Annotated in this window: 21 protein-coding genes; 14 read left to right on the top strand and 7 right to left on the bottom strand. The window is 59.8% G+C overall.

The window, feature by feature from the left end:
- The first annotated feature begins 64 nt into the window (after positions 1-64).
- A complete protein-coding gene (locus L2D14_13295; protein ID WNJ98841.1) occupies positions 65-2,215 on the top strand; it encodes an ATP-binding protein in 2,151 nt (716 codons plus the stop codon).
- Entirely contained in the window at positions 2,212-2,661 is a 450-nt protein-coding gene (locus tag L2D14_13290; GenBank protein WNJ98840.1) for a CBS domain-containing protein, read from the top strand. Before L2D14_13295 ends, L2D14_13290 begins: the two co-directional genes overlap by 4 nt.
- Positions 2,662-2,683: 22 nt before the next feature.
- On the opposite strand, the gene L2D14_13285 is transcribed toward L2D14_13290, so the two are convergent.
- Genes L2D14_13285 through hemA form a run of 3 tightly spaced genes read right to left on the bottom strand, consistent with a single transcriptional unit; the run spans position 2,684 to position 5,051 of the window.
- On the bottom strand, positions 2,684-3,004 hold the full coding sequence (locus L2D14_13285; protein ID WNJ98839.1) for an antibiotic biosynthesis monooxygenase: 321 nt from the start codon (positions 3,002-3,004) through the stop codon (positions 2,684-2,686).
- 2 nt (positions 3,005-3,006) lie between these two features.
- Positions 3,007-3,813, bottom strand: coding sequence for an enoyl-CoA hydratase-related protein (locus L2D14_13280; GenBank protein ID WNJ98838.1), 807 nt, complete (start codon positions 3,811-3,813; stop codon positions 3,007-3,009).
- 26 nt (positions 3,814-3,839) lie between these two features.
- Complete coding sequence (gene hemA / locus L2D14_13275) at positions 3,840-5,051, bottom strand: 5-aminolevulinate synthase (protein WNJ98837.1); 1,212 nt, start codon at positions 5,049-5,051, stop codon at positions 3,840-3,842.
- A 192-nt stretch (positions 5,052-5,243) separates the two neighbouring features.
- Between hemA and L2D14_13270 the strand changes: the two genes are divergently transcribed.
- The 6 genes from L2D14_13270 to L2D14_13245 all read left to right on the top strand — a co-directional run bounded on the left by L2D14_13270 (position 5,244) and on the right by L2D14_13245 (position 13,185).
- Entirely contained in the window at positions 5,244-6,416 is a 1,173-nt protein-coding gene (locus L2D14_13270) for an acyl-CoA dehydrogenase family protein (GenBank protein ID WNJ98836.1), read from the top strand.
- Entirely contained in the window at positions 6,413-8,467 is a 2,055-nt protein-coding gene (locus L2D14_13265; protein ID WNJ98835.1) for an acetate--CoA ligase family protein, read from the top strand. The genes L2D14_13270 and L2D14_13265 overlap by 4 nt, the downstream gene beginning before the upstream one ends.
- A 9-nt stretch (positions 8,468-8,476) precedes the next feature.
- Positions 8,477-9,727: an alkaline phosphatase family protein gene (locus tag L2D14_13260; GenBank protein ID WNJ98834.1), complete on the top strand. Its 1,251-nt coding sequence runs from the start codon at positions 8,477-8,479 to the stop codon at positions 9,725-9,727.
- A complete protein-coding gene (locus L2D14_13255; protein ID WNJ98833.1) occupies positions 9,724-10,932 on the top strand; it encodes an MFS transporter in 1,209 nt (402 codons plus the stop codon). The genes L2D14_13260 and L2D14_13255 overlap by 4 nt, the downstream gene beginning before the upstream one ends.
- Positions 10,929-12,218 (top strand): MFS transporter, encoded by a 1,290-nt coding sequence (locus tag L2D14_13250; GenBank protein WNJ98832.1) that lies wholly within the window; start codon positions 10,929-10,931, stop codon positions 12,216-12,218. Before L2D14_13255 ends, L2D14_13250 begins: the two co-directional genes overlap by 4 nt.
- A 142-nt stretch (positions 12,219-12,360) precedes the next feature.
- Positions 12,361-13,185: a dienelactone hydrolase family protein gene (locus L2D14_13245; protein ID WNJ98831.1), complete on the top strand. Its 825-nt coding sequence runs from the start codon at positions 12,361-12,363 to the stop codon at positions 13,183-13,185.
- 65 nt (positions 13,186-13,250) lie between these two features.
- Here L2D14_13245 and L2D14_13240 read toward each other — a convergent pair whose 3' ends face one another.
- Entirely contained in the window at positions 13,251-14,087 is an 837-nt protein-coding gene (locus tag L2D14_13240) for an alpha/beta hydrolase (GenBank protein WNJ98830.1), read from the bottom strand.
- A gap of 198 nt (positions 14,088-14,285) precedes the next feature.
- Entirely contained in the window at positions 14,286-14,579 is a 294-nt protein-coding gene (locus tag L2D14_13235) for a putative quinol monooxygenase (protein ID WNJ98829.1), read from the bottom strand.
- A 134-nt stretch (positions 14,580-14,713) separates the two neighbouring features.
- Between L2D14_13235 and rraA the strand changes: the two genes are divergently transcribed.
- Positions 14,714-15,202: a ribonuclease E activity regulator RraA gene (rraA, locus tag L2D14_13230; GenBank protein WNJ98828.1), complete on the top strand. Its 489-nt coding sequence runs from the start codon at positions 14,714-14,716 to the stop codon at positions 15,200-15,202.
- 26 nt (positions 15,203-15,228) lie between these two features.
- Positions 15,229-16,338, top strand: a complete 1,110-nt coding sequence (locus L2D14_13225) for an alpha-hydroxy acid oxidase (protein WNJ98827.1) — start codon at positions 15,229-15,231, stop codon at positions 16,336-16,338.
- Between the two features lie 134 nt (positions 16,339-16,472).
- On the opposite strand, the gene L2D14_13220 is transcribed toward L2D14_13225, so the two are convergent.
- Both L2D14_13220 and L2D14_13215 read right to left on the bottom strand, forming a co-directional pair.
- The gene (locus tag L2D14_13220; protein WNJ98826.1) at positions 16,473-17,345 is read right to left on the bottom strand and encodes an NAD(P)-dependent oxidoreductase; all 873 of its coding nucleotides are present in this window, start codon (positions 17,343-17,345) and stop codon (positions 16,473-16,475) included.
- A gap of 2 nt (positions 17,346-17,347) precedes the next feature.
- A complete protein-coding gene (locus L2D14_13215; protein ID WNJ98825.1) occupies positions 17,348-17,752 on the bottom strand; it encodes a carboxymuconolactone decarboxylase family protein in 405 nt (134 codons plus the stop codon).
- Positions 17,753-18,067: 315 nt separating this feature from the next.
- On the opposite strand from L2D14_13215, the gene L2D14_13210 reads away from it, so the two are divergent.
- The 4 genes from L2D14_13210 to L2D14_13195 all read left to right on the top strand — a co-directional run bounded on the left by L2D14_13210 (position 18,068) and on the right by L2D14_13195 (position 22,861).
- Positions 18,068-19,066, top strand: coding sequence for an ABC transporter ATP-binding protein (locus L2D14_13210; protein WNJ98824.1), 999 nt, complete (start codon positions 18,068-18,070; stop codon positions 19,064-19,066).
- The gene (locus L2D14_13205) at positions 19,063-20,094 is read left to right on the top strand and encodes an ATP-binding cassette domain-containing protein (protein WNJ98823.1); all 1,032 of its coding nucleotides are present in this window, start codon (positions 19,063-19,065) and stop codon (positions 20,092-20,094) included. The genes L2D14_13210 and L2D14_13205 overlap by 4 nt, the downstream gene beginning before the upstream one ends.
- Positions 20,095-20,170: 76 nt before the next feature.
- A complete protein-coding gene (locus L2D14_13200) occupies positions 20,171-21,781 on the top strand; it encodes an ABC transporter substrate-binding protein (protein ID WNJ98822.1) in 1,611 nt (536 codons plus the stop codon).
- Positions 21,782-21,889: 108 nt separating this feature from the next.
- On the top strand, positions 21,890-22,861 hold the full coding sequence (locus L2D14_13195; GenBank protein ID WNJ98821.1) for an ABC transporter permease: 972 nt from the start codon (positions 21,890-21,892) through the stop codon (positions 22,859-22,861).
- Positions 22,862-22,870: the final 9 nt, after the last annotated feature.

Raw genomic sequence — 22,870 nt, 5'->3', positions numbered from 1 at the left:
TGGTTATTTTTCATTATCCACGGCACCAGATCAGATAACCGCGAGAAGCTTAGGAATTTCGGCGATGGTAGATAAGAAAATTGAGGGCGCGGCGGACGACACGTTGCATGTAAAGACCGGCCGCCATGGTTTTATCCTATGGGGCATCGGTTTGACCGGTCTCGCCATCAGTACCGTTCTGTCCGCCATTGCCATGAATGCCGTATCGCACGACCACCCCGAAACATTGCAAAGTCATTTCACCGACCCTGTTAATGCGCCGTATATCACGGCGGCGCTGGCATTTGCCATCGGTCTGATTTTGACCTCCATGGTCTTCGGCTATGTCCTGTCTTTGATGAATTACGAACGCCGCGTCAGCGAGCTCGTCCAGGAACGCACCCGGGCGCTTGAGGAGAGCGAACAGCGCCTGCGTGACATGGCCGACGTCTCGGCGGACTGGTTCTGGGAAATGGACAGTGATCTGCGCTTCTCGTATTTTTCCGAGCGTTTCGAGCAGGTGACCGGACTGAAAAAAGAAGATTTCCTGTATAAGACCCGCGAGGAAGCGGTAGGCATTATCGGCATCGGTAACGACGAAAGTTGGCGCAGGCACCTACAGGATATCCATGAGCACCGGGCGTTTCATGATTTCCGCTACAGCATCAAAGGCAGAAAAGGTGTTGAAGAGTACGTTTCCATCAGTGGGAAACCGATCTTCGATAAGGAAGGTGTGTTTTGCGGTTATCGCGGCACGGGCCGCGATGTTACGGACGAGGAAGCTGCACAGCGCAAGTTGCGCGAGAGCGAAGCGAGGCTGCACCGTAACGTCGATCAACTGGAAATGTCACGTCAGGACCTTGAGGAGAGCACCGCTAAAATGGCGGAGTTAGCCGAGAGATATGCCATCGAAAAGGACCGTGCCGAGGCGTCGGAGCGGTCCAAATCGGAATTTCTGGCATCCATGAGCCATGAAATCAGAACGCCGATGACCGGCGTCATGGGCTTTGCCGATATGCTTCTGGACAGCAATCTGGCCCCGGAAGACCGGGAAAAAGTCATCAAGATCAAGGGCGCGACGCAATCGCTGCTGACGATCATCAACGACATTCTGGATTTGTCGAAGCTCGATGCCGGGCGTCTCAATATCGAGTTTCTCGATTTCAATCTGAAATCCACGGTCGAGGAGATTCTCGACCTTGTCCGCGAGCGGGCGCGTTTCAAGAAACTGGAACTGAATTTCGACTTCGGCGATGGCATGGCCGTCGGCATGCATGGCGACCCGATGCGGTTCCGGCAGATCCTTATCAATCTCGTCGGCAATGCGGTGAAGTTCACTCATGCCGGCAGTGTAACGATCAAGGCCCGTCTGTTCGGCGACGCGCCGGCGCAGACTGTCGAGTTCCGCGTTATCGATACCGGAATCGGCATATCGCAGGAAAACTGCAAGAAACTGTTTTCCGATTTTTCCCAGGCCGACGCATCGATTTCCCGGCACTATGAAGGCACCGGCCTCGGGCTGGCGATCTCCAAGCGTCTGGTAGAACTGATGGGCGGCAAAATCTGGGTCGAGAGCGAGGAGGGGGTCGGCAGTTCGTTCTGTTTTACGCTTCCGTTCCACAAGGCGAAGAGCGATGTGAGCAAAGTGTCGCGCCACTTTGTCGCCGAGCATTTCAAGACGACCAGGCCGCTGCGTATTCTGGTCGCCGAAGATAATAAACTCAATCAACGCATCATCGTTGCGACGCTGGACAAGTTCGGTCATCACTCGACGGTCGTCGAGGATGGCGAGCAGGCCGTCCATCAGGTCGACAAGGCGGCGTATGATTTGATCTTGATGGATATCCGTATGCCGGAAATGAGCGGACCGGACGCCACCCGGGTGATCCGTGCGCGCCATGACCATTTGGCGAAGATACCGATCATTGCCCTGACCGCCGACGCCATGGAAGAACACATCCGCGGCTATCTCGCGGCCGGCATGGATGATTGCGTGACCAAACCGATTGACCGCTCGGCCCTGGTCGAAACGATCAACAAGGTTCTTCACGAGGAAATCCATGTGCCGTTGAGCGAGGCGGAGGTCGCGCGCAGCGGCTATGCCCTGCCGACGGAGGACGAGACGCCGGAAATCCCGACGGACGATCCGGCGGAAATCATCAGTGTCGCCGATTTTCTCAAGAATCTCGAAAGCGTCGCCGAGGGTATCGAGCATCATAAAAGGGCCGATAAATGAAAATAATGCCCGATGTCATTCACGATCAGAATCTTCTCGTCGCCCGGCCCGAAGACAATGCCCGCCATGTGGCAAAAGCCATGGTACAGCGTCAGGTTTCGTCGATCCTTGTGCTCGATGAGGCGGGGAAGCTGATCGGTATCGTCACGGAGCGCGATTTCACCCGCCGCTTTGCCGTCGAAGGAGTCGATGCGGAAAAGACCACGGCCGGCGACATCATGACCCGGGACGTCGAGACCCTGTCACCGGACGATTCCGCGTTTGCCGCGCTGGAATTGATGGAGCTGCGCAATTTCCGGCATCTGCCGGTTGTCGGCGGGGACGGAAAGCCGCTCGGCATCGTCTCGATCCGCGATCTGTATGCCGTCGTTAACCGGGAGTCGCGGAGCCTGCTCGCCAAAACCCAGACGTATCTGTTCGACGACCGCTATAATCTTGACATGTGACGGCGGATAAAGCGCTAAGGGGTTAAACTTCAGGGCGGCCTGCAGCCATGTCGTAATCGCGGATCACGCTCGCCACGCGAATGCGGTAATCGCGGAAGATGCCGTCGCGGCCCTGCTGCTGGGCATTGCCGTGGCCTGCGTGCGTATACCAGGCTTTGACCGCATCCTCGTCGCGCCAGAACGATAGCGACAGAAACTTGCCGGGCGCGGTGACGCTTTCGAAGCGCTCGACGGAGATAAAACCGTCGGCCTTTTCAAGCTCGGATTTGAGGGACATGGCGAGGCCGAAATAATCGTCTGCGTGACCTTTGGCGGGCCAAACTTCGAAGATGACGGCGAGCATCGTTATTTCCCCTTGAAGGCGGGTTTGCGTTTTTCGTTGAAGGCGAGAACGCCTTCCAGCCGGTCCTCGGTATCGATGACCTTCTGATAGCACGCGATTTCGACGTCATAACCGGTCTTCAGGTCCGTCGATTGCGAGGCCTGCATCGCCTTGTTGGCCTGGCGGATCGCGATCGGCGCGTTGGCGGCGATCGCGGCGGCGGTTTCCAGAGCTTCGTCCATGAGTTTTTGCGGTTCGCAGAGCCGGTTGACCAGCCCCCACTCCAGCGCCTGCTCGGCGCCGAACGGCCTGCCCGTCAGGATCACTTCCTTGGCGCGGCGTACGCCGATGGCGCGGGGCAGGTGCTGTGTCCCGGAGGCACCGGGCATGATGCCGATGGTGACTTCGGTGAAGGCAAAGCGCGCGTGCGGCACTGCATAAAGGAAGTCGGCATTCAGTGCGACTTCGAGCCCGCCGGCATAGGCCGCGCCGTTGATGGCCCCGATGATCGGGACCGGGCAATCCATCATGGCGCGGATCATTTGTTCGAACAGGGCATGCTGCTGGCGCCAGGCGTCGTCGCTCATGCCGTTACGTTCCTTGAGGTCGGCGCCGGCACAGAACGCCTTGTCGCCGCCGCCGGTCAGGACGATGGCGCGGCACTGACCGGGGTCGACGTAAAGCGCACTCCAAAGCGCCAGAAGCTCTGCGCCCATTTGCGTGTTGAAGGCGTTGCGCACCTCGGGACGGTTCAGGGTCACGACCAGCACGTGATCGGCGGAACGGAAAATATCGAGAGTCTCGAAATGAATACTTTCAACCTGCGTCACGGCGGTCTCCAAAGTCATAGTCTCGGTCAGGCGGCGATTTCCAGCCGCAGGCGCTTCCATACAGCACCGAGAGCCGTGACCAACTGGTCCATCAACTGATCGTTGTGCAGCGGTGTCGGTGTGATGCGCAGCCGCTCCGTCCCCTTGGGGACCGTCGGGTAGTTGATCGGTTGAATGTAGATGCCGTGATCCTCAAGCAGGATGTCGGTCGCTTCCTTGCACAGCACCGGGTCACCGACGAACAGCGGCACGATATGCGTGTCCGACGGCATGACCGGCAGCCCGGCCTTGATGAGGCGTTGCTTCAGATTGGCGGCGCGTTCCTGATGACGGACCCTGAGGTCGTTGTGGGCGCGTACATGGCGGACGTTGGTCAGGGCCGCGGCGGCGACCGGCGGCGCGATGGTGGTGGTGAAGATGAAACCGCTGGCGGTGAGCCGGATCGCATCGATCAAAGTCGCCGAGCCGGTCACATAACCGCCCATGGTGCCGAACGCCTTGGCCAGGGTGCCTTCGATGATATCGACGCGCTCAGCAACGCCGTCGCGCTCCGAAATGCCGCCGCCGGTTTCGCCGTAAAGACCGACCGCGTGCACCTCGTCGAGATATGTCATCGCCCCATAAGTTTCGGCGAGATCGCAAATCTTGCCGATCGGCGAAACGTCGCCATCCATGGAATACACGCTTTCGAAGACGATCAGCTTCGGCGCGCCCATCGGGGCTGCGGCCAGAAGTTCTTCCAGATGCGCCAGATCGTTATGCCGGAAAACCCGCTTTTCCGCACCCGAATGGCGGACACCGTCGATCATCGAGGCGTGATTCATGGCATCCGAAAAAATGATGCAGCCCGGCAGCATTTTAGCGACCCCGGATATGGTCGCGTCGTTTGATACGAACCCGGACGTGAACAGCAGGGCCGCTTCCTTGTTGTGCAGGCCGGCCAGTTCGTTTTCCAACTCGACCAGTAGATGCGTGGTACCGGAGATATTCCGAGTCCCGCCCGAGCCTACGCCATAGGTTCTGGCGGCCGTGCCGGCGGCATCGATGGCGGCCGGGTTCTGCCCCATGCCAAGGTAATCGTTGGAGCACCAGATGACGACCGGATGTTCCGTCCCGTCACGGTAATTGACGGCGTGCGGAAAGTTTCCGGCTTCGCGCTTCAGGTCGGCGAAAACCCGGTAGCGTCCATCTTTGCGAACATCGTCGACGACGGCACGGAAACGCTGCTCGTAGTCCATCAGTAATATCTCCAGCCTTTTTCGTGTAATATTTGCAACGGAATATCGGCCATCAAAGGCCAAAATGCCATGACATATGTCAAAGGCACTTTAGTCGTCGTGTGTAACCGCGACAAGTACGTGAAACCTTCATACGGTGCGTTGAATTTCGTGGGGACGGATGTAATCTCATCGTCCCACACGGAGGAAATAATGGATTTTGAACTATCAGAAGAACAACGGATGTTCATGGACGCCGTTGACGGCTTTGCTGAGCGCCACCTTGCCGCCGATGCACTGGCGCGCGCGCATGCCAGGGGCTTCCCCAAGGATGTCGCGAAGATGATGTCCGAACAGGGGCTGCTCGGTATCACCATGCGTGAAGAGGACGGCGGCCAGGGCGGCTCGCTGACCGATGCGGTGATCGCCATCCAGACCATTGCCAAGCACTGCCCAAGAAGCGCTGACGTCGTACAGGCCGGCAATTTCGGTGCCGTGCGCGTGCTCGCCGAGTATGGCACGGATGACCAGAAAGCGCGTTATCTGAGACCGATCCTGGCCGGTGAAAAGGTCATCTCCGTGGCCATGTCGGAACCCGAAGCCGGCTCGGCCCTGACCGATCTCAAGACCACGGCGACGCCAGCCGGCGATGACGGTGTGCATCTGAACGGCACCAAGGTCTTTTCGACGCACAGCCCGGAAGCCGATCTGTTTTTGGTCTATTGCCGCTATGGCCCCGGTGTTAACGGGATCGGATCGGTGCTGGTCGAACCCGACACCGAAGGCGTCACACGCGGCCAGCCGGTGATGTATCTGGGCGGCGAGGAATGGTGTCAGATCTATTTCGAGAATGCCTACATTCCGCCGGAGAACATCCTGCTGCGCGAAGGCGGCTTCAAACGCCAGATCGCCGGATTCAACGTCGAGCGGCTGGGCAATTCGTCACGTGCCGTGGCGCTGGGCCGTTTTGCCTATGAGATGGCCCGCAAACACGCCATGGAACGGCACCAGTTCGGGCGTCCACTGTGCGAGTTTCAGGGGCTGCAGTGGAAATTCGCAGAGATGAAACTGAAGCTTGAATCGGCGCAGTTGCTGTTAATGCGCGCCGCGACAAAGGCCGATCAGGGCTTTCCGTCCGCGGACGATACGGCGCTTGCCAAGCTGGCCTGTAACCGGGCCGGTCATGAGGTTTCGAGCGAAGCAATGCAGATCATGGGGGCAGCCGGATATTCGCAGGACTGCCTGATCGAATACTGTTTCCGCCGCACGCGCGGCTGGATGATCGCCGGCGGCTCGTCGGAGGTGATGATGAACCGCATCGCCGAAGGCATCTTCGAACGCCGCTTTTCGCAGCGCCCGCCGAAGACCGACAAGCAAGCGTCATGAGCGGCCTTGTCGAAGCTTTGTTGACGCCGCGCGGCGTGGCCCTTGTCGGCGCGTCGGCGGATCCAAAGAAAAACACCGGCCGCCCGCAGCGTTATCTGGGCGCGCACGGCTTCACGGGGGCGATCTATCCGGTCAACCCGGGCCGTGACGAGGTGCAGGGTCTGAGCGCCTATAAAAGTGTCGGCGACATCGACGGCCCATGCGATCAGGCGTTCATCATGGTCCCTGCCGGTCACGTCATCGATGCGGTGCGCCAGTGCGGCGAGATCGGCGTCAAGGTGGCGACGATCTATTCCGACGGCTTTGCCGAAACCGGTCCCGCCGGTCAGGCGAAGCAGGACGAGTTGCTGCGCGTCGCCGCCGAAGCGGGGGTGCGTGTGCTCGGCCCCAACAGTATGGGCGTGATCTGTCCGGCCAGCCATCTGACGCTGTCGGTCAACGCGGTGCTGGAAATGGGCGACGTACCCATCGGACGCATGGGACTTGTCTCGCAGTCGGGCACCATTCTCGGCACCTTGCTGTCGCGCGGCGCGGCGCGGGGGATCGGTTTTTCGCGCATGCTGTCGGTTGGCAACGAAGCCGATATCGGTGTCGGCGAACTGGTCGATGTGTTGGTCGACGATCCCGAAACCGATGCCATCCTGCTGTTTCTGGAAGCGCTGCGCGATGCGCCGACGCTGGCGCGTGCCGCCCGGCGCGCTTTCGATGCCGGGAAACCGGTGATCGTCTACAAGCTTGGCCGCTCGCAGGCGGGACAGGCTGTGGCACTGTCGCATTCCGGCGCGCTGGCGGGCGAGGACAAGGCCGTCGATGCATTTTTCCGTGCGCACGGGATCGTTCGTGTCGAGACGCTGGAAACGCTGTTCGAGATGCCGCCGTTGCTGCGGGGCCAAAAGCCGCCCCGTGGCAAACGGGTCGGCGTGATGACGACGACCGGCGGCGGCGCATCGACGGTTGTCGACCGCTTGGGCGCGGTCGGTCTCGACGTCATACCGGCACCCGACGCGGTGCATGAACGGCTCAAGGATTTCGATCTGACAATCGGGCGCGGGCCGCTGATCGATCTGACCATGGCCGGCACCCGCGACGGTGTTTACGGCGCGGCGTTGACGGCGTTGCTGGAAAGCGATGCCTGCGACGCGGTGGTCTGCGTGGTCGGTTCGTCGGCGCAGTTCCATCCGGAACTGGCGGTGTCGCCGATCGTCGAGGTCGGGGCCAAGGCGTCGAAACCCGTCTCGGCCTTCATGGTGCCGCAGGCCGATGCGTCGCTTCGATTGCTGGCGGACGCGGGGATTGCCGCGTTCCGCACGCCTGAGGCCTGCGCCGATGCCATGCGCGCGTTCTTCCAGTGGCAGGTGCCGAGCGAAGGTGCCGTTGCCAAGACGGCGGACGGGGCGCGCTCACCCGTCTCGAAGGATGAAGCCGAGTCTCTCGCTGTATTCGCGTCGCTCGGTATTCCGGTCGCGCCGCACGCGGTCATCGCCGATGGAAACGAAGCGCACGGATTGACCTATCCGCTGGCGGTCAAGGCATTGTCGGCGGACCTGCCGCACAAGACCGAAGCCGGGGCGGTGAAGCTCGGCATCGCCTCCGCGGACGAACTGGCCGAGGCCATTGCCGATATCCGGGCCAACGTGGCGGCTCATAAACCGGGCCTGAAGCTGGACCGCTTTCTGGTCGAGGAAATGGTGTCCGGCGTCGGCGAAGTGCTGGTCGGTTTCCGCCTCGACCCGCAGGTCGGCCCCGTCGTCGTGCTGTCGCCGGGCGGCATTTTGGCCGAGGTCTATGCCGACAGCGCCATCCGCGCCGCGCCGGTCAGCCTTGCCACCGCCCGCGACATGATCGCCGAGGTCAAGGGGCTGGCGCCGATGCGTGGCTACCGTAGTCTGCCGAAAGGCGATCTGGCGGCATTGGCCGGCGCCATCGTCAAAATCTCTTCGCTTGCCACGTTGGCCGAACCGCCGTTGGATGCGGAAATCAATCCGATGATTGTCGGTGCCGAAGGTGCGGGTGTCTGCGCCGTCGACGGACTGGTGATCGAGGGGAAATAGAGGACGAAAATGAAACGGGTCGTTATTGTCATTTGCGACGGGCTTCGAGCCGACATGGTCGGATCTGAATACACGCCGAACCTGATGCGCATCGCCGAAGCGGGCGTGCACTGCACGGCGCATTCGGGTGTCTTCCCGTCGACGACGCGGACCACGGCGGCGGCGATTGCCACCGGGTGCCTTCCCGCGCGCAACGGGCTGCAGGGCAATGCCGTCGCGCTCGACCATGGCGACGGGCTGAAAGTCTATTCCGTCGGCCCGCCGGCCTTCCGCGACCTGATGTTCGACGCCAAGGGCCGCACGCTCAAGGTGCCGACCATGTCTGAGCGCGTGAAGGACGCAGGCGGCGCCGTGATCTATGCCAATGCCTCGCCGGGGGCCGGGATGTTTCTCGACCCGGACGGCTTTGGTCACATGATCCATCGCGATGTCGGTTTCGGGCCGGGCAGGGTCACCCTTGAGCCGCACGGCACAAGTCACGATGCGGCGGGGGATGCGGCACTGACGCAACGCTTCATCGACGAGGTGCTGCATGATCGCAAACCGGCGCTGTCCTTGATGTGGATGTGCGAACCGGATCACACGCAGCATGGCGTGGCGCTCGGCTCGCCGGCGCATATCGACGTGGTGCGCGCCGCCGATGCGCAGGCCGGACGGGTGTTCGATAATATCCGCGCCGAAATCGACCGTGGCGACGTGCTGTTCATGGTCGCGTCCGATCACGGGCACGAGACGATTTCGGAAATCGTCGATCTGGAGGACGTCCTGATCGCGGCCGGCCTCAAGGACGCGCCCGGCTCCGGCGATGTCGCCATTGCGCCGCAGGGCATGAGCGCAACGATCTATCTTTCCGAAGATGCCAAGGACCGCCGGGATGCCCTCGTCGATCATCTGCGCGCGGACGACCGCATCGGCGCCGTTTATGCCGGCGATGAGATGGCGGCGCTCGGACTCGACCCCGATGACGGGATCGATATCGTCGTTGTCGGCGCCGCGACGGAAGCACCGGGTGCGGGCGGTCTGCCCGGTTGCGGCACGGCGTTTCAGGGCGATCTGAAAATCTCCAACAATGTCGGCTGTGGCCAGCACGGCGGGCTCGGCAAATACGAGCAAAGTCCGTTCCTGATCTGCGCCGGGGCAGGGTTCGCCGCCGGGAATGCGATCGACGCGAAAACCTCGGCCATCGATATCGCGCCGACGGCGATGCGGCATCTGGGTCTTGAAGCCGATGACATGGACGGGCGGGCGTTGCAGTCTTGAGCGACACCTCCTTGCACGGTGGCGGAAATCCCTGGTTCGGCCGACTGCCGGCACTGATCTTCTCGCATGTGGTCGGGACCATGAATGTGGTTTCGGTCATGGCCATGGCGCCGGTGATCTCTGCTGATCTCGATCTCAGCGCCGCCGAGTTCGGCGCGTTCGTCTCCACCTATTACGCGGCGCAGGCGACAGGCTCGATGCCGGCGGGCGCGATCACCGACCGTTTCGGCGTCGGGCGGACGCTGGTGTTCGCGCATTGCCTGATGGCGATTGCCGCCGTGACGCTGGCGATTGCCGACGGCTATGTGCAGTGCCTCGGCGCGATGTTCCTGATGGGCTTCGGGTATTGCATGACCAACCCGTCGACGGCGCGCGGCGTGCTCGACTGGTTCCCGCGCGAACGGCGCGGCACGGCGATGGGCCTGAAACAGGTCGGCGTGCCGATCGGCGGCGTGATCGCGGCGGGCAACGGCGCGCTGGCGGCGTATGTGAACTGGCAGTTGATCATGTGGGGCGTTGCCGCAGCGATGGTGCTTAACGGCATTTATTGTCTGGTGCTGGTGCGATATCACGTGCCGCTGCCGATCGATCAGCGCCGCAGCATCGTCGCCAACATGGGCGACGTGCTGAAGGACTGGAACTTCAACGTCTATGCGATCCTCAACGGCCTGTTGAATGTCGGACAGACCAACTTCTTCGGATTCCTGACGCTGTTTCTGACCTCCGTCGCCAAGGCGTCGCAGGAAGTCGCCGGTCTGTCCATCGGGCTGGCGCAGACGGCCAGTGCGGCGGCGCGGATCGGCTGGGGCGTGGTGTCGGACAAATATTTCGTCGGCAAGCGCGGGCAACTGGTGGCATGGATCTGCGGCGCGTCGGCGGTGTTCCTGGCGGCGATGGCGTTCGTCGGGCCGGGGCCGGGCCTTTACATGGGCCTCGGGCTTGCCGTTGCGCTCGGCATCACCATCGCATCCTTCGCGCCGGTGGCGCAGGCCATCGTCGTCGAAGCGGTCGAGCCGCGCCTGGCCGGCTCGGCGATGGGCGTCAACATGGTCGGCGTGCATATCGGCGGTATGCTGGGACCGGTTATGTTCGGCTGGGTCGTCGACAACTGGGGCGGCTTCGATGCCGCATGGCTGGTGACGGCGGGGATCGTCTGCGTCGGGCTGGTGCTTTTGGTGTTCGTCTTCAAGGAACGCACCCAGTGAGTGACAGCGCCGACGGCCAACCCGCGCCCGTGCCGAACCCGTTGCCGCAAGGCTTCAATCCCTCCGGCCCGCCGGCCGGGTTTAATCCCTCCGGCCCGCCGGCCGGGTTTAATCCCTGGCGCGCTCGCATCTTCCTGCTCGGTCTCGCGCATACGGTCGGCACGTCATGCTATCTGTCGATCATGGCCATGGGGCCGGTGATCCGCGAGGACCTCGGCATTTCCGCGGCGCAATTCGGGCTTTTCATGTCCTGTGTGTTCGGCGCGCAGCTTTTATCCGCGTTACCCAGCGGCGCCGTCACCGACCGCCTCGGTGTCGGCTGGACGCTGTTCGGTTCGATGATGACCATGTCGGCGGGGACAGTGCTGTTCGCCCTGGCCGACACGTTCCTGCCGGCGCTGGCGGCATCGTTCCTGATCGGTCTCGGTTATTCGTTCGTCAATCCGGCGACCGCCAAGGGCGTCATGCGCTGGTTCCCGCCGGCGTGGACCGGAACGGCGATGGGCATGAAGCAACTCGGCGTGCCGCTCGGCGGCTTGCTCGGTGCCGGTGGCGGCGTGATGGCGGCCTTCATGGACTGGCGTAGCGTGCTGTGGATCGCGGTCGGCATGACCTTTGTCGCGGCGCTTGCGTGGCTGCCGCTGACGCGCAAGCCGCATGCGGGGACAGGCGGCATGCGGCAGATCATTGCCGATCTCAAGACGGTCATCACCAACCGCAACATGAACGTCATTTGTGTCTCGGCGATATTGTTCAATACCGGCCAATCGAGCCTGTTTACCTACATGGCGTTGTTCCTGAAAGATGCGGCACAGGCCAGCCAGCCCATCGCCGCGCTCGGCGTCGCGTTTGCACAAGGCACGAGCGCCATCGGCAGGGTCGGCTTCCCCTATATCTCGGATGTTTTTCTGGGCGGGCGGCGCAAGGGCATCACGGTGGCGATCGTCTCGTCGTGCCTTGGCGTTTGCGCCGTGACGCTGTTCGTCAATCCCGGCTGGCCGTACTGGGGGCTGATGGCGTTGGCCGCCGTCATGGGCCTGGCGATGGCATCCTATGCGGCGCTGGTGCTGTCGATGACCGCCGAGACGGTACCTTCCGAGCTGATCGGTTCCGGCATCGGCTACAACGCCGTCGCGTGGTCCATCGGCGGCGCGGCCGGGCCGCCGATATTTGGTCTGATCCTCGATCACAGCGAAATGAACTACGGCCTCGCCTGGGTCGTCATCGGCGCCGTGATGTTCGCGGGCGCCATGGTGATGTGGCGGAATTTCCGTGAGAACAAATAGCGCCACGTTCGATGAATCCGAATGATTATTCGAATATTCTTTTCGTGTGGACATCTTCCCCGGGGTTTTGAACAATATTTGTGTATCTACATCAACGGCCCTGTGGTCGCTTGGTTTGATTCGATCACAATGAGGGGCGGATATGGATATGATCAAATCGACGATGAAACTTTTTGTCCTGTTCTCGGTCCTATCCATTCTCAGCGCATGCGTTGCCGAGAAGAAAGTCAATCTGACGGCAACGGATGCCGGGACGATCCGCTTCGCCTCGCCGAAAAGCTATTGGAACGGCCAGAACATCGACCTGATCGGCACGCTGGATTTTCCGGAAAACGCGACGGGGAAGGTGCCGGTGGTGGTCATCATGCACGGCAGCCAGGGCCAGGGTTACAGGGACAGCACCTGGGCCAAGTTCTTCAACGACAATGGGATCGCATCGTTTCAGGTAGATTACTATGCCACGCGGGGCATGTCGCGGGGCGGTCCCGGCGGCCCGAAAAACCCCCATGACCTGATCGGTGCGGTCAGGTTCATCTCAACCCATCCCCGCGTCGACGCGTCGAAAGTCGCGACCATGGGGTTTTCGCGCGGCGGCTCCATCGTCATGTCGACCTTGCAATTTTCCGCCTCGGAATTCGGCGGGCAAAAACCCGCCCTGAACGTCAACTTGTATGGAAACTGCATTCTGGGTGTGAACAAAGGAACGACCGATGCCCCGGTTCTGTTGATCGTCGGTGACAGCGATGATCTCTCGCCGTCGAGGCAGTGTGTCGGGCTGGCAGAGGACGCCAAACGCAATGGCAAGGACTTCCGTATTCATGTGATGCCCGGCGGCACCCATGCGTTCGACGATAACAAGGGAGGGACGGTATCGTTCGGGAATCAAACCGTTACTATTCACCCAAACCCCAGATTAACTGTGCAAGCACGCGAAATCGTTTTGTCGGCCGCACGGGAAGTCTTCTGACAAGTAAGGGATTTGTCAGGCCCCTCGGGTTGGAGGTAGGGCGATTCGCCTCACGATCCCCTGCCTTATGACCCCCTGTACGCCGCCGTGCGCGCACGTATGAAGCTTAGGATCTGATCTGCTGTTTCACCGGCGCGGCAATCGCGAAGATGCGTCATGTGCCCGCTCCCGCAGGAATAATCCATGAGCGTCACCGTTTCGGGATAGGCTTCGGTCAGGAACCTGAGTTCCTGCGGCCGATTGAAATCGTCATCCGGGTATCCGTAAACAAGTGCATTCAGCCGCTGCGCCGATGAAATCTCGCGCACCTGAGTCGGCCGCACCATACCGCGCCATTCGGGATAAATCGTTTCCTCGTACCTGGGGCCGCAACAAGCCGGTGCAAAAAGGATGGCCGCATTGTACTTCCGCTCGCTATTGCGTGCCGCCATCAACGACGACCAGGCACCAGCCGAATGTCCGGCCAGGAAGATATTTCGCGGCTGAACCCCCGCCGCGATCAATTGGTCCAGGATGCCGTCGATCTCGCGGGCGCGGCTGTAGATATAGGATCCCCGGATTCCGTTGTCTGTTGCATTGGAGCAAAGAAAGAAGACATGGAAGCCGTCATTTTGTTCCAGTGACAGGACTGAATCCGGAACCGAGTTTCCCCAGCGTGAACAGTCCTCTTTATATTGCGGACGGCGGGTGCCGTGAGAGTAGACGATAACCACTGCAGAGGCCGGGTTCTTTACAGCGATGGGCGGCATTTCACCTTCGTGCCTGCCCGCCGTTGGCTGTGCCAAGGGTGTCGCGGTGACAAAACCGGTTCTGGGCGACGTCGTTACACAACCCGCCAGAACCGCACAAAGCAGGATGGTCGAAAAACTTCTTAAAATGAATTTGGCGGGCTCGCAATGCATCACAAGACACCTTGAACGGGGAAAGATGTCTAAAAATCTACTCAAGGGAAAATATTGGGTCAACCCGACATTTCCCGGCGCGGTTTCTGCCGCCAGGGTCAGAAGCCCACGCGTCATGTAATGTCATGCCAACCCGTGTCCGGGATGACAGGCAAAAAACCGGGTAGATGTATGGCGAGGCGCCGCTTGTGTGGCGGCTTAGTGCAGAAGGTCGACCTTGACGATGGATTTTTCCGCGATCATGTCGGCGACGGCGCTGTCGTAGGCTTTGTAGTGCGGCGTTTCGCGGTGGTAATCGAGGCTGCCGGCCTCGGTATAGACTTCATAGAAATGCACCGTCTGCGGGTCGGCCTGATTGCGCATGACACGGAACATATGGCAGTTCGGCTCGTCCCTGACGGCGGCGGTCGCATTGGCCAGCGCATGGGCCAGGAAGTCGTCGACCATGCCGTCCTTGACTTTGACGGTAACGAAGATGGCGAATTTACTCACGTGAAATCTCCTCTGGAATTTTGAAATCTCGAAATCTGTATAACGGCAATGTAATGACGATGGACCGTCGGCCCAAGACTTCGTAGAGTTTGTCTGCAAAAAATTTACAAATCTATCCCGGGGACACCAAGATAATGACCGACCAAGATATCGTCAGATGCGCCGACATCTGCGACGACGATCCCGATGCGCAAATTGTCGAGTTGATGTTTTACGACTTCGCCAAACGCCCGTGCTTTCACGGCGAGGCGGTGACGTTTTCGACGTACGAGGACAACAAGGGCATCATGGATATCCTGCGTCGCGGCGGAAAGGGCAAGGTGCTGGTGGTCGACGGGCGCGGCTCGATGCGGCGCGCGCTGTGCGGCGGCAATATCGCGCTTGAAGCCTGCAATCAGGGCTGGGAAGGTTTGATCTTCAACGGCGCGGTGCGCGATACCCACGAATTCGCCGAACTGGATTTCGGCACCAAGGCGCTCAAGAGCACGGCAATGCGTCCGCGCACCGACGGCATCGGTCTGGCCGACGTCGAATTGAAGTTCGGCGGCGCGGTGATCAAGCCGGGTGATTATATCTATGCCGATCTGGATTGCGTGATCGTCTGCAAGAAACCGATCCACTGAGAAACGTTTGGGAGTGAGTAAAGACTATGTCCGATGCTGAGAATGCGATGAGCGATGTCGAAAGCCGGTTTCCGGTGCTGCACAAATTCGTCCCGGCAGCGCGCGAGAACCTCGACGACGGGGCCTGGGATTACCTGATCGGCGGCGCCGAAACGGAAACCACGCAGAAGCGCAACCGCATGGCGCTGGACCGGCTCGCCTTTCGCCCGCGCGTGATGCGCGACGTCACCGCGCTGAGTTCGCACGCGAATTTCCTCGGCCGCGATCTGCGTCTGCCGGTGATCCTGGCGCCGATCGGGTCGCTGCAGCAGTTCAGCGAAACCGGCGGGGCGGGGGTGTCGAAGGCGGCCGGCGAGTTCGGCTGCGTGCACATGCTGAGCTCGGTCTGTAAGCCGGGGCTGGAGGCCGTTGCCGATGCGGCCCCCGATGCGGCCAGGATTTATCAGCTTTATGTACGCGGCGACGCGGCATGGGTCGACGATCACATCGACCGCGCCATCGACAAGGGCTACATGGGGTTCTGCTTTACCATCGATCTGGACTACTACGGGCGGCGCGAGCGCGACAAGGCCAAGGGCTTTCTGTCGGTGTCGCGCCAGACCCAGGCGGTCGGTGAGGAATACCAGCGCTCGTTCAACTGGGATGACTTCAAGCGTGTTCGCGACAAATACGATATCCCGCTGATCCTGAAAGGGATCGCTACCGCCGAGGACGCCGAGATCGCGGTCAGGGAAGGCTGCGACGTTATATATGTGTCGAACCACGGCGGCCGCCAGCTAGATCACGGGCGGGGCGGTGCTGCGGTGCTGCCGGAAGTCGTCGCCGCCGTCGACAACAAGGCGAAGATTATCCTCGATGGCGGCGTCATGCGCGGCGCCGACGTGGTCAAGGCCATGGCGCTGGGGGCGGATGCGGTCGGCATCGGCCGTCTGCAGGGGCTGGCCTTTGCTGCGGCGGGCCGTGAGGGCGTGGTGCACATGTTGAACCTGCTCGAAGAAGAAGTGCAGGTGTGTCTCGGCAATCTGGGTGTTCTCGGTTACGACGAGCTGACGCCTGCGCATGTGTTCGAGGAGCCGGACACGGTGAATGCACCGCACGCCTTGTCGGCGTTTCCGTTGCTTGAACTGGGGTACTGATAGGGTCTGAAAAAAAGTCCTTCGTCCTTCGAGACACGCGCTTTGCTTGCTCCTCAGGACGAGGGATTTTGTTTGCCTCACCCTGAGGAGGCCCCATCAATAAGATGGGGCCGTCTCGAAGGGCGGTAAGCGCGTCAGCCTTTTTCGCGGATGTAATCGTAGATCCGCGAGATGTCGCTGTCCGGCTTGGCGGCATCGCAACCGTTCCAGATGGCGGCGACGACGGCCGCGACCGTCAGCGGCGTACCGGCGGCCTTGGCGTTCTTGAGGAACAGGTTCATGTCCTTGGACTGCAGCTTGGTGGCGAAACCGCAGTCGTAGGTTTCGGTCAGAATCCGTTTCGGGAATTTGTCCATGCTGGCCGTGTTGCGTCCGGTCGAGACGTTGACCGCATCCAGGATGGTCTTCATCTCGACGCCTTCGGACATGCCGTAAAGGACGGCCTCGCAGGTCGACGCAAACGCCGTCGCCGAGAGGAAGTTGTTGAGGATTTTCACCGCCTGGCCCTGCCCGGGATTCTCGCCGCAATGCACGACGTTGCCGGTGAACGTATCCATAACGTCCATGTGCGCGTCGAGCACCACCTTCGGTCCGCCCCACATGATCGTGATGGTGCCGGCAACGGCGCCGGCCTGGCCGCCCGAAACAGGGGCATCGATATAGGTGACACCGGCGTCGTTCAGGATCGCGGCGGCTTCGCGCGCGGCTTCCGGACCGATCGTCGAGAGATCGACGACGACGCTGGTACGGCGGTCTTCGGCGGCGGCGATTTCCTTCGCCAGGGCGATCGAGACCGGCCCGTCCGGAACCGACATGAACACCGTATCAGCGGTGCTCAGCACATCGCCCAGCGAGTTCGCGAGCTTGGCGCCTTCAGGCGCGCGCTCGGCGGTGCCGGCCTTGTCATAGACATAGACATCCTTGCCGCATTTCTGGGTGATGTTGGTGGCCATCGGGCCGCCCATCTGGCCGAGGCCGACAAAACCGAATACTGAAGGCGTGGACATTGTTATTTCCCTCCGTCCATGTTGGAGACATCGATGCCGAGCTCGGCGTTGACTTCGCGTGCCAGGCGGTAGGCTTCGATGCCGGCCGGGATGCCGCAGTAGACGGCGATCTGGATCAGGATTTCGCGCAGGTCTTCATGCGAAAGGCCGTTGGTGATGGCGCCGCGGTAATGCAGTTTGAACTCATGGCTTTTGCCGAGGCCGGCCAGCATACCGAGGTTGAGAATAGAGCGGTCGCGCTTGGAAAGTACGCCGCGGCCCCAGGTGCCGCCCCAGCAATACTCCGTAACCATCTCCTGAAAGTCGCGATTGAAGTCGTCGGCCTTGCTCAACGATGCCTCGACATACGCTTCGCCTAAAACTTCCTTGCGGCACTTCAGTCCGCGCTCGAATTGTTCCGATGCCATGAATGTATTCTCCCCGGTGTGGCAAAATGAGATTTCATCTGTAAGTGAGGCGACACTATGCAAAGCACTTTCGCCTCCGGCAAGGCGGTTGATGCACTTAAAGCCTAATTTTTCCGCCGTTTTGCGAATTTTCATTGAATATGATTGTATGATCACTCATGTGAATATCACGCATTTCCCATTATTCACAAAAATTAAATTATGGGATAATTAATCTAAAAAAATGGGATTGCGTTATGAATTGACACCTATCGTGCGCGACACTAGGTTTGAATGTAATAATAATAAATCTATGGCTAATACTAGGGAGGAAACGTGGCCCTTCTGGAAATCAATGATCTCCAGACCCAGTTCTTTACGTCGGCTGGGACTGTGAAAGCTGTCGATGGTGTTTCGTACACTGTCGAAGAAGGTGAAACCGTTGCCGTGGTGGGCGAGTCCGGTTCGGGCAAGTCAGTGACGGCGATGACCATCATGCGACTTATTCCTTGGCCGCCCGGCAAGATTGTCGGCGGCTCGATCATGTTCGATGGACAGGATCTGTTGGCGCTTTCAGAAGATGAAATGCGCAACATCCGCGGCCGCGACATCGGCATGATCTTCCAGGAACCGATGACGTCGCTGAACCCCGTTCTGACGATCGGCATGCAGTTGACGGAGCCGATGATCGCGCACCTCAACATGTCCGAGGAAGAAGCCATGGCCAAGGCGGTCAAGCTGCTCGGCATGGTCGGGATTTCGGAACCGGACCGCCGTCTGGCCCAGTATCCGCACCATTTGTCTGGCGGCATGCGGCAGCGTGTGGTGATCGCCATGGCGCTTGCCTGCGACCCGAAACTGATCATCGCCGACGAGCCGACGACCGCGCTCGACGTGACGATCCAGGCGCAGATTCTCGAATTGATGAAGAACCTGACGCGCGAACTCGGCGTGGCGATGATCATCATCACCCACAACCTGGGTGTGGTCGCGCGCTATGCCGACCGGGTCAACGTCATGTACGCCGGGCGGATCATCGAATCCGGCATTGCCAGCGACATTTATCACCGTCCGCGCCATCCCTATACCCTGGCGCTGCTGAAATCGGTGCCGCGCATGGACCGTCAGCGGACCGACAAGCTGGACCCGGTCGACGGGCAGCCGCCCGACCTGACGAAGCTCGACGCGGGCTGCTCGTTCCGGCCGCGTTGCCGTTTTGCGCAGGACCATTGTGCGGAAAGTTTCCCGGTTCTCGAAGAGATCGAGCCCGGTCATACCTCAGCCTGCTTTGAAAAAGAAAATCTGGCTAAAGAAGTGAAGGAAGTTGTGGGATGAGCGAAGTTGTGAGCGCGAGGCAGGGCACCCGCACGGGCAGTTCTGACGGGTTCGACGACGTTCTCGTTGACGTTCGTAACCTGAAGATGTTCTTCCCGGTAACCGAAGGTGTGTTTATTCCGAAAGTGGTCGCCCACGTGAAGGCGGTGAATGACGTCAGCTTCCAGATTTTCCGCGGTGAAACGCTGGGTGTTGTCGGCGAATCGGGTTGTGGCAAGACGACGACCGGCCGTTGCATCCTGCAACTGGAAAAGCCGACGGCCGGCGAGATCATTTTCTATGGTGACGACATCACCAAGTATGACTCCAAGCAGATGATCGACGTCCGCAAGAAGATTCAGGTGATCTTCCAGGACCCCTACAGTTCGCTGAACCCACGCATGAAGGTCGGTGAAATCATCTCCGAGCCGATGAAGGTTCACAATATCATCAGCGATGATGCGGAGCGCCGGAAACGGGTTCTTTACCTGTTGAACGTCTGCGGTCTGGCGTCGGCGTTCGCCGATCGTTATCCGCACGAAATGTCGGGCGGTCAGCGTCAGCGTGTCGGGATTGCCCGCGCGCTCGCGATGAACCCGGAATTCATTATTTGCGATGAAGCGGTTTCGGCGCTCGACGTGTCGATCCAGGCTCAGGTCATCAACCTGCTCGAAGATCTGCGCGACGAATTCGATCTGACATACCTGTTTATTTCGCACGATCTCAGTGTCGTTCGCCACATCTGCCACCGCGTCGCCGTGATGTATCTCGGCAACCTTGTCGAACTGGCGGATGGCGATGAGTTGTTCGAGAATCCGCTGCATCCGTATACAAGACTCCTGCTGAACGCGGTGCCGATTCCCGATCCCGATATCGAGAAGAAACGCGCGCACGAGATCATCAAGGGTGAAATCCCCAGCCCGATCAACCCGCCGCCGGGATGCGTATTCCATCCCCGGTGCCCGGATGCGGTCGATGGCTGCAAAAAGGATATCCCGCAATTGCGGGAGGTGAAACCAGGCCACTGGGTGGCCTGTTCAGAGGTGTGAGCGCGCCGCGGGCATGGCGTGACACATGACGAGGGGTAATCCCGTCAATTCTTCATTTCAGGGAAGGAGACATTCAATGCTCAAACAAACTGGGAGACTCGCTCTCGCTGCTGCGGTAGGCCTCGGCCTTGCTGCAGGTGCGGGTGCAGCGAAGGCTCAGACGCCCAAGTCGGGTGGTATTCTGAACTTCGTGGTCGGCTCCAAAATTCCGTCATATGACGGTCACCAGGAGACGACTTTCGGCATGATTCACCCGATCCGGCCTTTCTACAGCCTGATCATTCGCGTGAATCCGAATAACCCGTCCGATCCGACGGACTTCGAATGCGATCTTTGCGAAGGTGCGGTTCCCGAACCCACCGAAGGCGGTACGAAGTACACCTTCAAACTTCGCAAGGGCGTGACGTTCCATGATGGTACGCCGTTCACCTCGGCTGACGCCAAGGCGACGATGGACAAGATCATCTTCCCGCCGGAAGGTGTTCCGTCCGCACGTAAGGCGTTCTTCCGTGCGGTTGAATCCATCACCACGCCTGACGATCACACGATCGTCTTCAAACTGAGGTTCCCGACGGCCGTGTTCATTCCGGCTCTCGCAACGCCGTTCAACTTCGTTTATTCGAAGAAGGACCTCGATGCGCATGGCATGGAATGGCACAAGTCGCACGTCAACGGCACGGGTCCGTTCAAGTTCGTGCAGCACCAGCCGGGTGCGTTCGTCGAAGGGGTTAGGAACGAGAACTACCACTTCGCGGGCCGTCCGTACCTTGATGGCTTCAAGGCAATTGCAGCACCTAAGATGGCTGTCCGCCTTCAGGCTATCCGTGGCGACCGCGCTTCCATTGAGTTCCGCGGCTTCCCGCCGAAGGCTCGTGACGACCTTGTAAAAGCGCTTGGTGACAAGATCACCGTTCAGGAAAGCGACTGGAACTGTGTTCTGCTCGCAACCCCGAACCAGGAGCACAAGCCGTTTGACGATAAACGTGTTCGTCAGGCACTGACGCTCGGTATCGATCGCTGGGGCGGGTCCAAATACCTGTCGCAGATCGCCATCGTGAAAACGGTTGGTGGTGTCATGTTCCCGAACCACCCGCTGGGCGCGACGAAAGAAGAACTGGTCAAGCTGAAAGGCTACGGCGAGGACATCGAAGCTTCGCGTGCTGAAGCCAAGAAACTCTTGGCGGATGCCGGTCATTCCAATCTGAAGGTCGATTTCTCGAACCGTGGTGTTGACCAGCCGTACAAAGTTGTTGGTACGTGGCTCGTTGACCAGTGGCGGAAAATCGGGGTCGAAGCCGCACAGCGGGTTCAGCCGTCCGGCCCGTTCTACGACACACTTCGTAAGAAAAAAGACTTCGACGTGTCTGCCGACTTTAACTGCCAGTCGGTCATCAACCCTGTTGCCGATATGACCAAGTTCCTTGGTTCCGCCGGTAACAACTATGCCAACTTCGAAGATCCGGAGCTGGAAGCGATCTACGCAAAGATCGAAAAAGAGGGTGATGCGAAGACACTTCGTAAGCTGGTTCGCGACTATGAAACCCGCGCACTCAGCGACGAAGCAAGCGGTATCATCACGCTGTGGTGGTACAAGATCAATCCGTACCGTTCCTATGTGAAGGGTTGGAAGATCGCACCGTCGCACTACTTGGCTCAGCATCTGGATCATATCTGGCTGGACAAGTAATCGCGTAAGCGAATTGTCGGATCCCGCCCGCCGCGTAAGCGGCGGGCGGGAAACCGATCAATAAATCAAAAATAAGAATTTAATCCTAGGAAAGACGGTTGGGCATTCATGTCTAAGTATATTCTCAAGCGCGTTCTCCTGATGATCCCGACATTGATCGGGGCCGGGATACTCGTGTTCTTCCTGCTGCGGCTCGTCCCGGGGGACGTCTGCGAACTGCGATTCGCCGGTACAGGTCTGTACGTCGATCAGGAACAAATTGACATCTGCCGTAAGAATCTCGGCATTGACCGTCCGTTGATGATTCAGTTTGCCGATTTCATGTATGGCTTCTTCACGTTCGACTACGGTGTGTCCATGTGGACGGGTAAACCTGTCCTTGAAGAAATCGGCCTGCGTTTCCAGCTGTCGTTGCAGATTGCGATCATGGCGACGTTCGTTGCGGTCATTATTGCCATTCCGCTCGGTGCGATTTCGGCCATCAAGCAGGATACCTGGCTCGACTACTTCGTTCGTGCTTTCTCGATCGCCGGCATCGCCATTCCTTCGTTCTGGCTCGGGATCATGATCATTCTGGGCTTGCTGATTGTAACCCAGGAGATGACGGGTATCCCGTGGATGCCACCGATCCAGTACAAACCGATCTGGGAAGATCCTGTGCACAATATTTCCCAGTTGATCTGGCCCGCCGTGGCAACCGGTTACCGCTATTCTGCCGTTGCCACCCGTATGACGCGCTCGGCGCTGCTCGAAGTGCTGCGAGAGGATTATATCCGTACCGCGCGTGCCAAGGGGCTGGTCGAAAAAATTGTCATCAACCGCCACGCGCTGAAAAACTCGATGCTGCCGGTTGTGACCATCATCGGTATCGAATTCGCGTTCCTCATGGGCGGGCTGGTCGTCACCGAGCAGGTCTTCAACCTGAACGGTCTGGGCATGTTATTCGTGGAGAGTGTGACCAACCAGGATTACGCGATGACACAGTATCTGGTGATGCTCGTCGTGCTGATCTTCGTGATCACAAACCTGGTGATCGACCTGGCTTACGCCTGGCTCGACCCGCGTATCCGCTACAGCTAAAGGTAAAAG

It is taken from the genome of Thalassospiraceae bacterium LMO-JJ14 (assembly GCA_021555105.2).
Classification (GTDB): Bacteria; Pseudomonadota; Alphaproteobacteria; order Rhodospirillales; family Casp-alpha2; genus UBA4479.
Note: the sequence above shows the minus strand (reverse complement) of the source record. Positions and strands in the feature narration are given on the sequence as shown.

Bases quoted from the DNA above. Each gene is read 5' to 3' on its own strand.
- L2D14_13270 (WNJ98836.1), top strand. From the start codon at position 5,244: ATGGATTTTGAACTATCAGAAGAACAACGGATGTTCATGGACGCCGTT.
- L2D14_13245 (WNJ98831.1), top strand. From the start codon at position 12,361: ATGGATATGATCAAATCGACGATGAAACTTTTTGTCCTGTTCTCGGTC.
- L2D14_13295 (WNJ98841.1), top strand. From the start codon at position 65: ATGGTAGATAAGAAAATTGAGGGCGCGGCGGACGACACGTTGCATGTA.
- hemA (WNJ98837.1), bottom strand. From the start codon at position 5,051: ATGGACTACGAGCAGCGTTTCCGTGCCGTCGTCGACGATGTTCGCAAA.
- L2D14_13215 (WNJ98825.1), bottom strand. From the start codon at position 17,752: ATGGCATCGGAACAATTCGAGCGCGGACTGAAGTGCCGCAAGGAAGTT.
- L2D14_13285 (WNJ98839.1), bottom strand. From the start codon at position 3,004: ATGCTCGCCGTCATCTTCGAAGTTTGGCCCGCCAAAGGTCACGCAGAC.
- L2D14_13200 (WNJ98822.1), top strand. From the start codon at position 20,171: ATGCTCAAACAAACTGGGAGACTCGCTCTCGCTGCTGCGGTAGGCCTC.
- L2D14_13205 (WNJ98823.1), top strand. From the start codon at position 19,063: ATGAGCGAAGTTGTGAGCGCGAGGCAGGGCACCCGCACGGGCAGTTCT.
- rraA (WNJ98828.1), top strand. From the start codon at position 14,714: ATGACCGACCAAGATATCGTCAGATGCGCCGACATCTGCGACGACGAT.
- L2D14_13265 (WNJ98835.1), top strand. From the start codon at position 6,413: ATGAGCGGCCTTGTCGAAGCTTTGTTGACGCCGCGCGGCGTGGCCCTT.
- L2D14_13260 (WNJ98834.1), top strand. From the start codon at position 8,477: ATGAAACGGGTCGTTATTGTCATTTGCGACGGGCTTCGAGCCGACATG.
- L2D14_13220 (WNJ98826.1), bottom strand. From the start codon at position 17,345: ATGTCCACGCCTTCAGTATTCGGTTTTGTCGGCCTCGGCCAGATGGGC.
- L2D14_13195 (WNJ98821.1), top strand. From the start codon at position 21,890: ATGTCTAAGTATATTCTCAAGCGCGTTCTCCTGATGATCCCGACATTG.
- L2D14_13225 (WNJ98827.1), top strand. From the start codon at position 15,229: ATGTCCGATGCTGAGAATGCGATGAGCGATGTCGAAAGCCGGTTTCCG.
- L2D14_13240 (WNJ98830.1), bottom strand. From the start codon at position 14,087: ATGCATTGCGAGCCCGCCAAATTCATTTTAAGAAGTTTTTCGACCATC.
- L2D14_13290 (WNJ98840.1), top strand. From the start codon at position 2,212: ATGAAAATAATGCCCGATGTCATTCACGATCAGAATCTTCTCGTCGCC.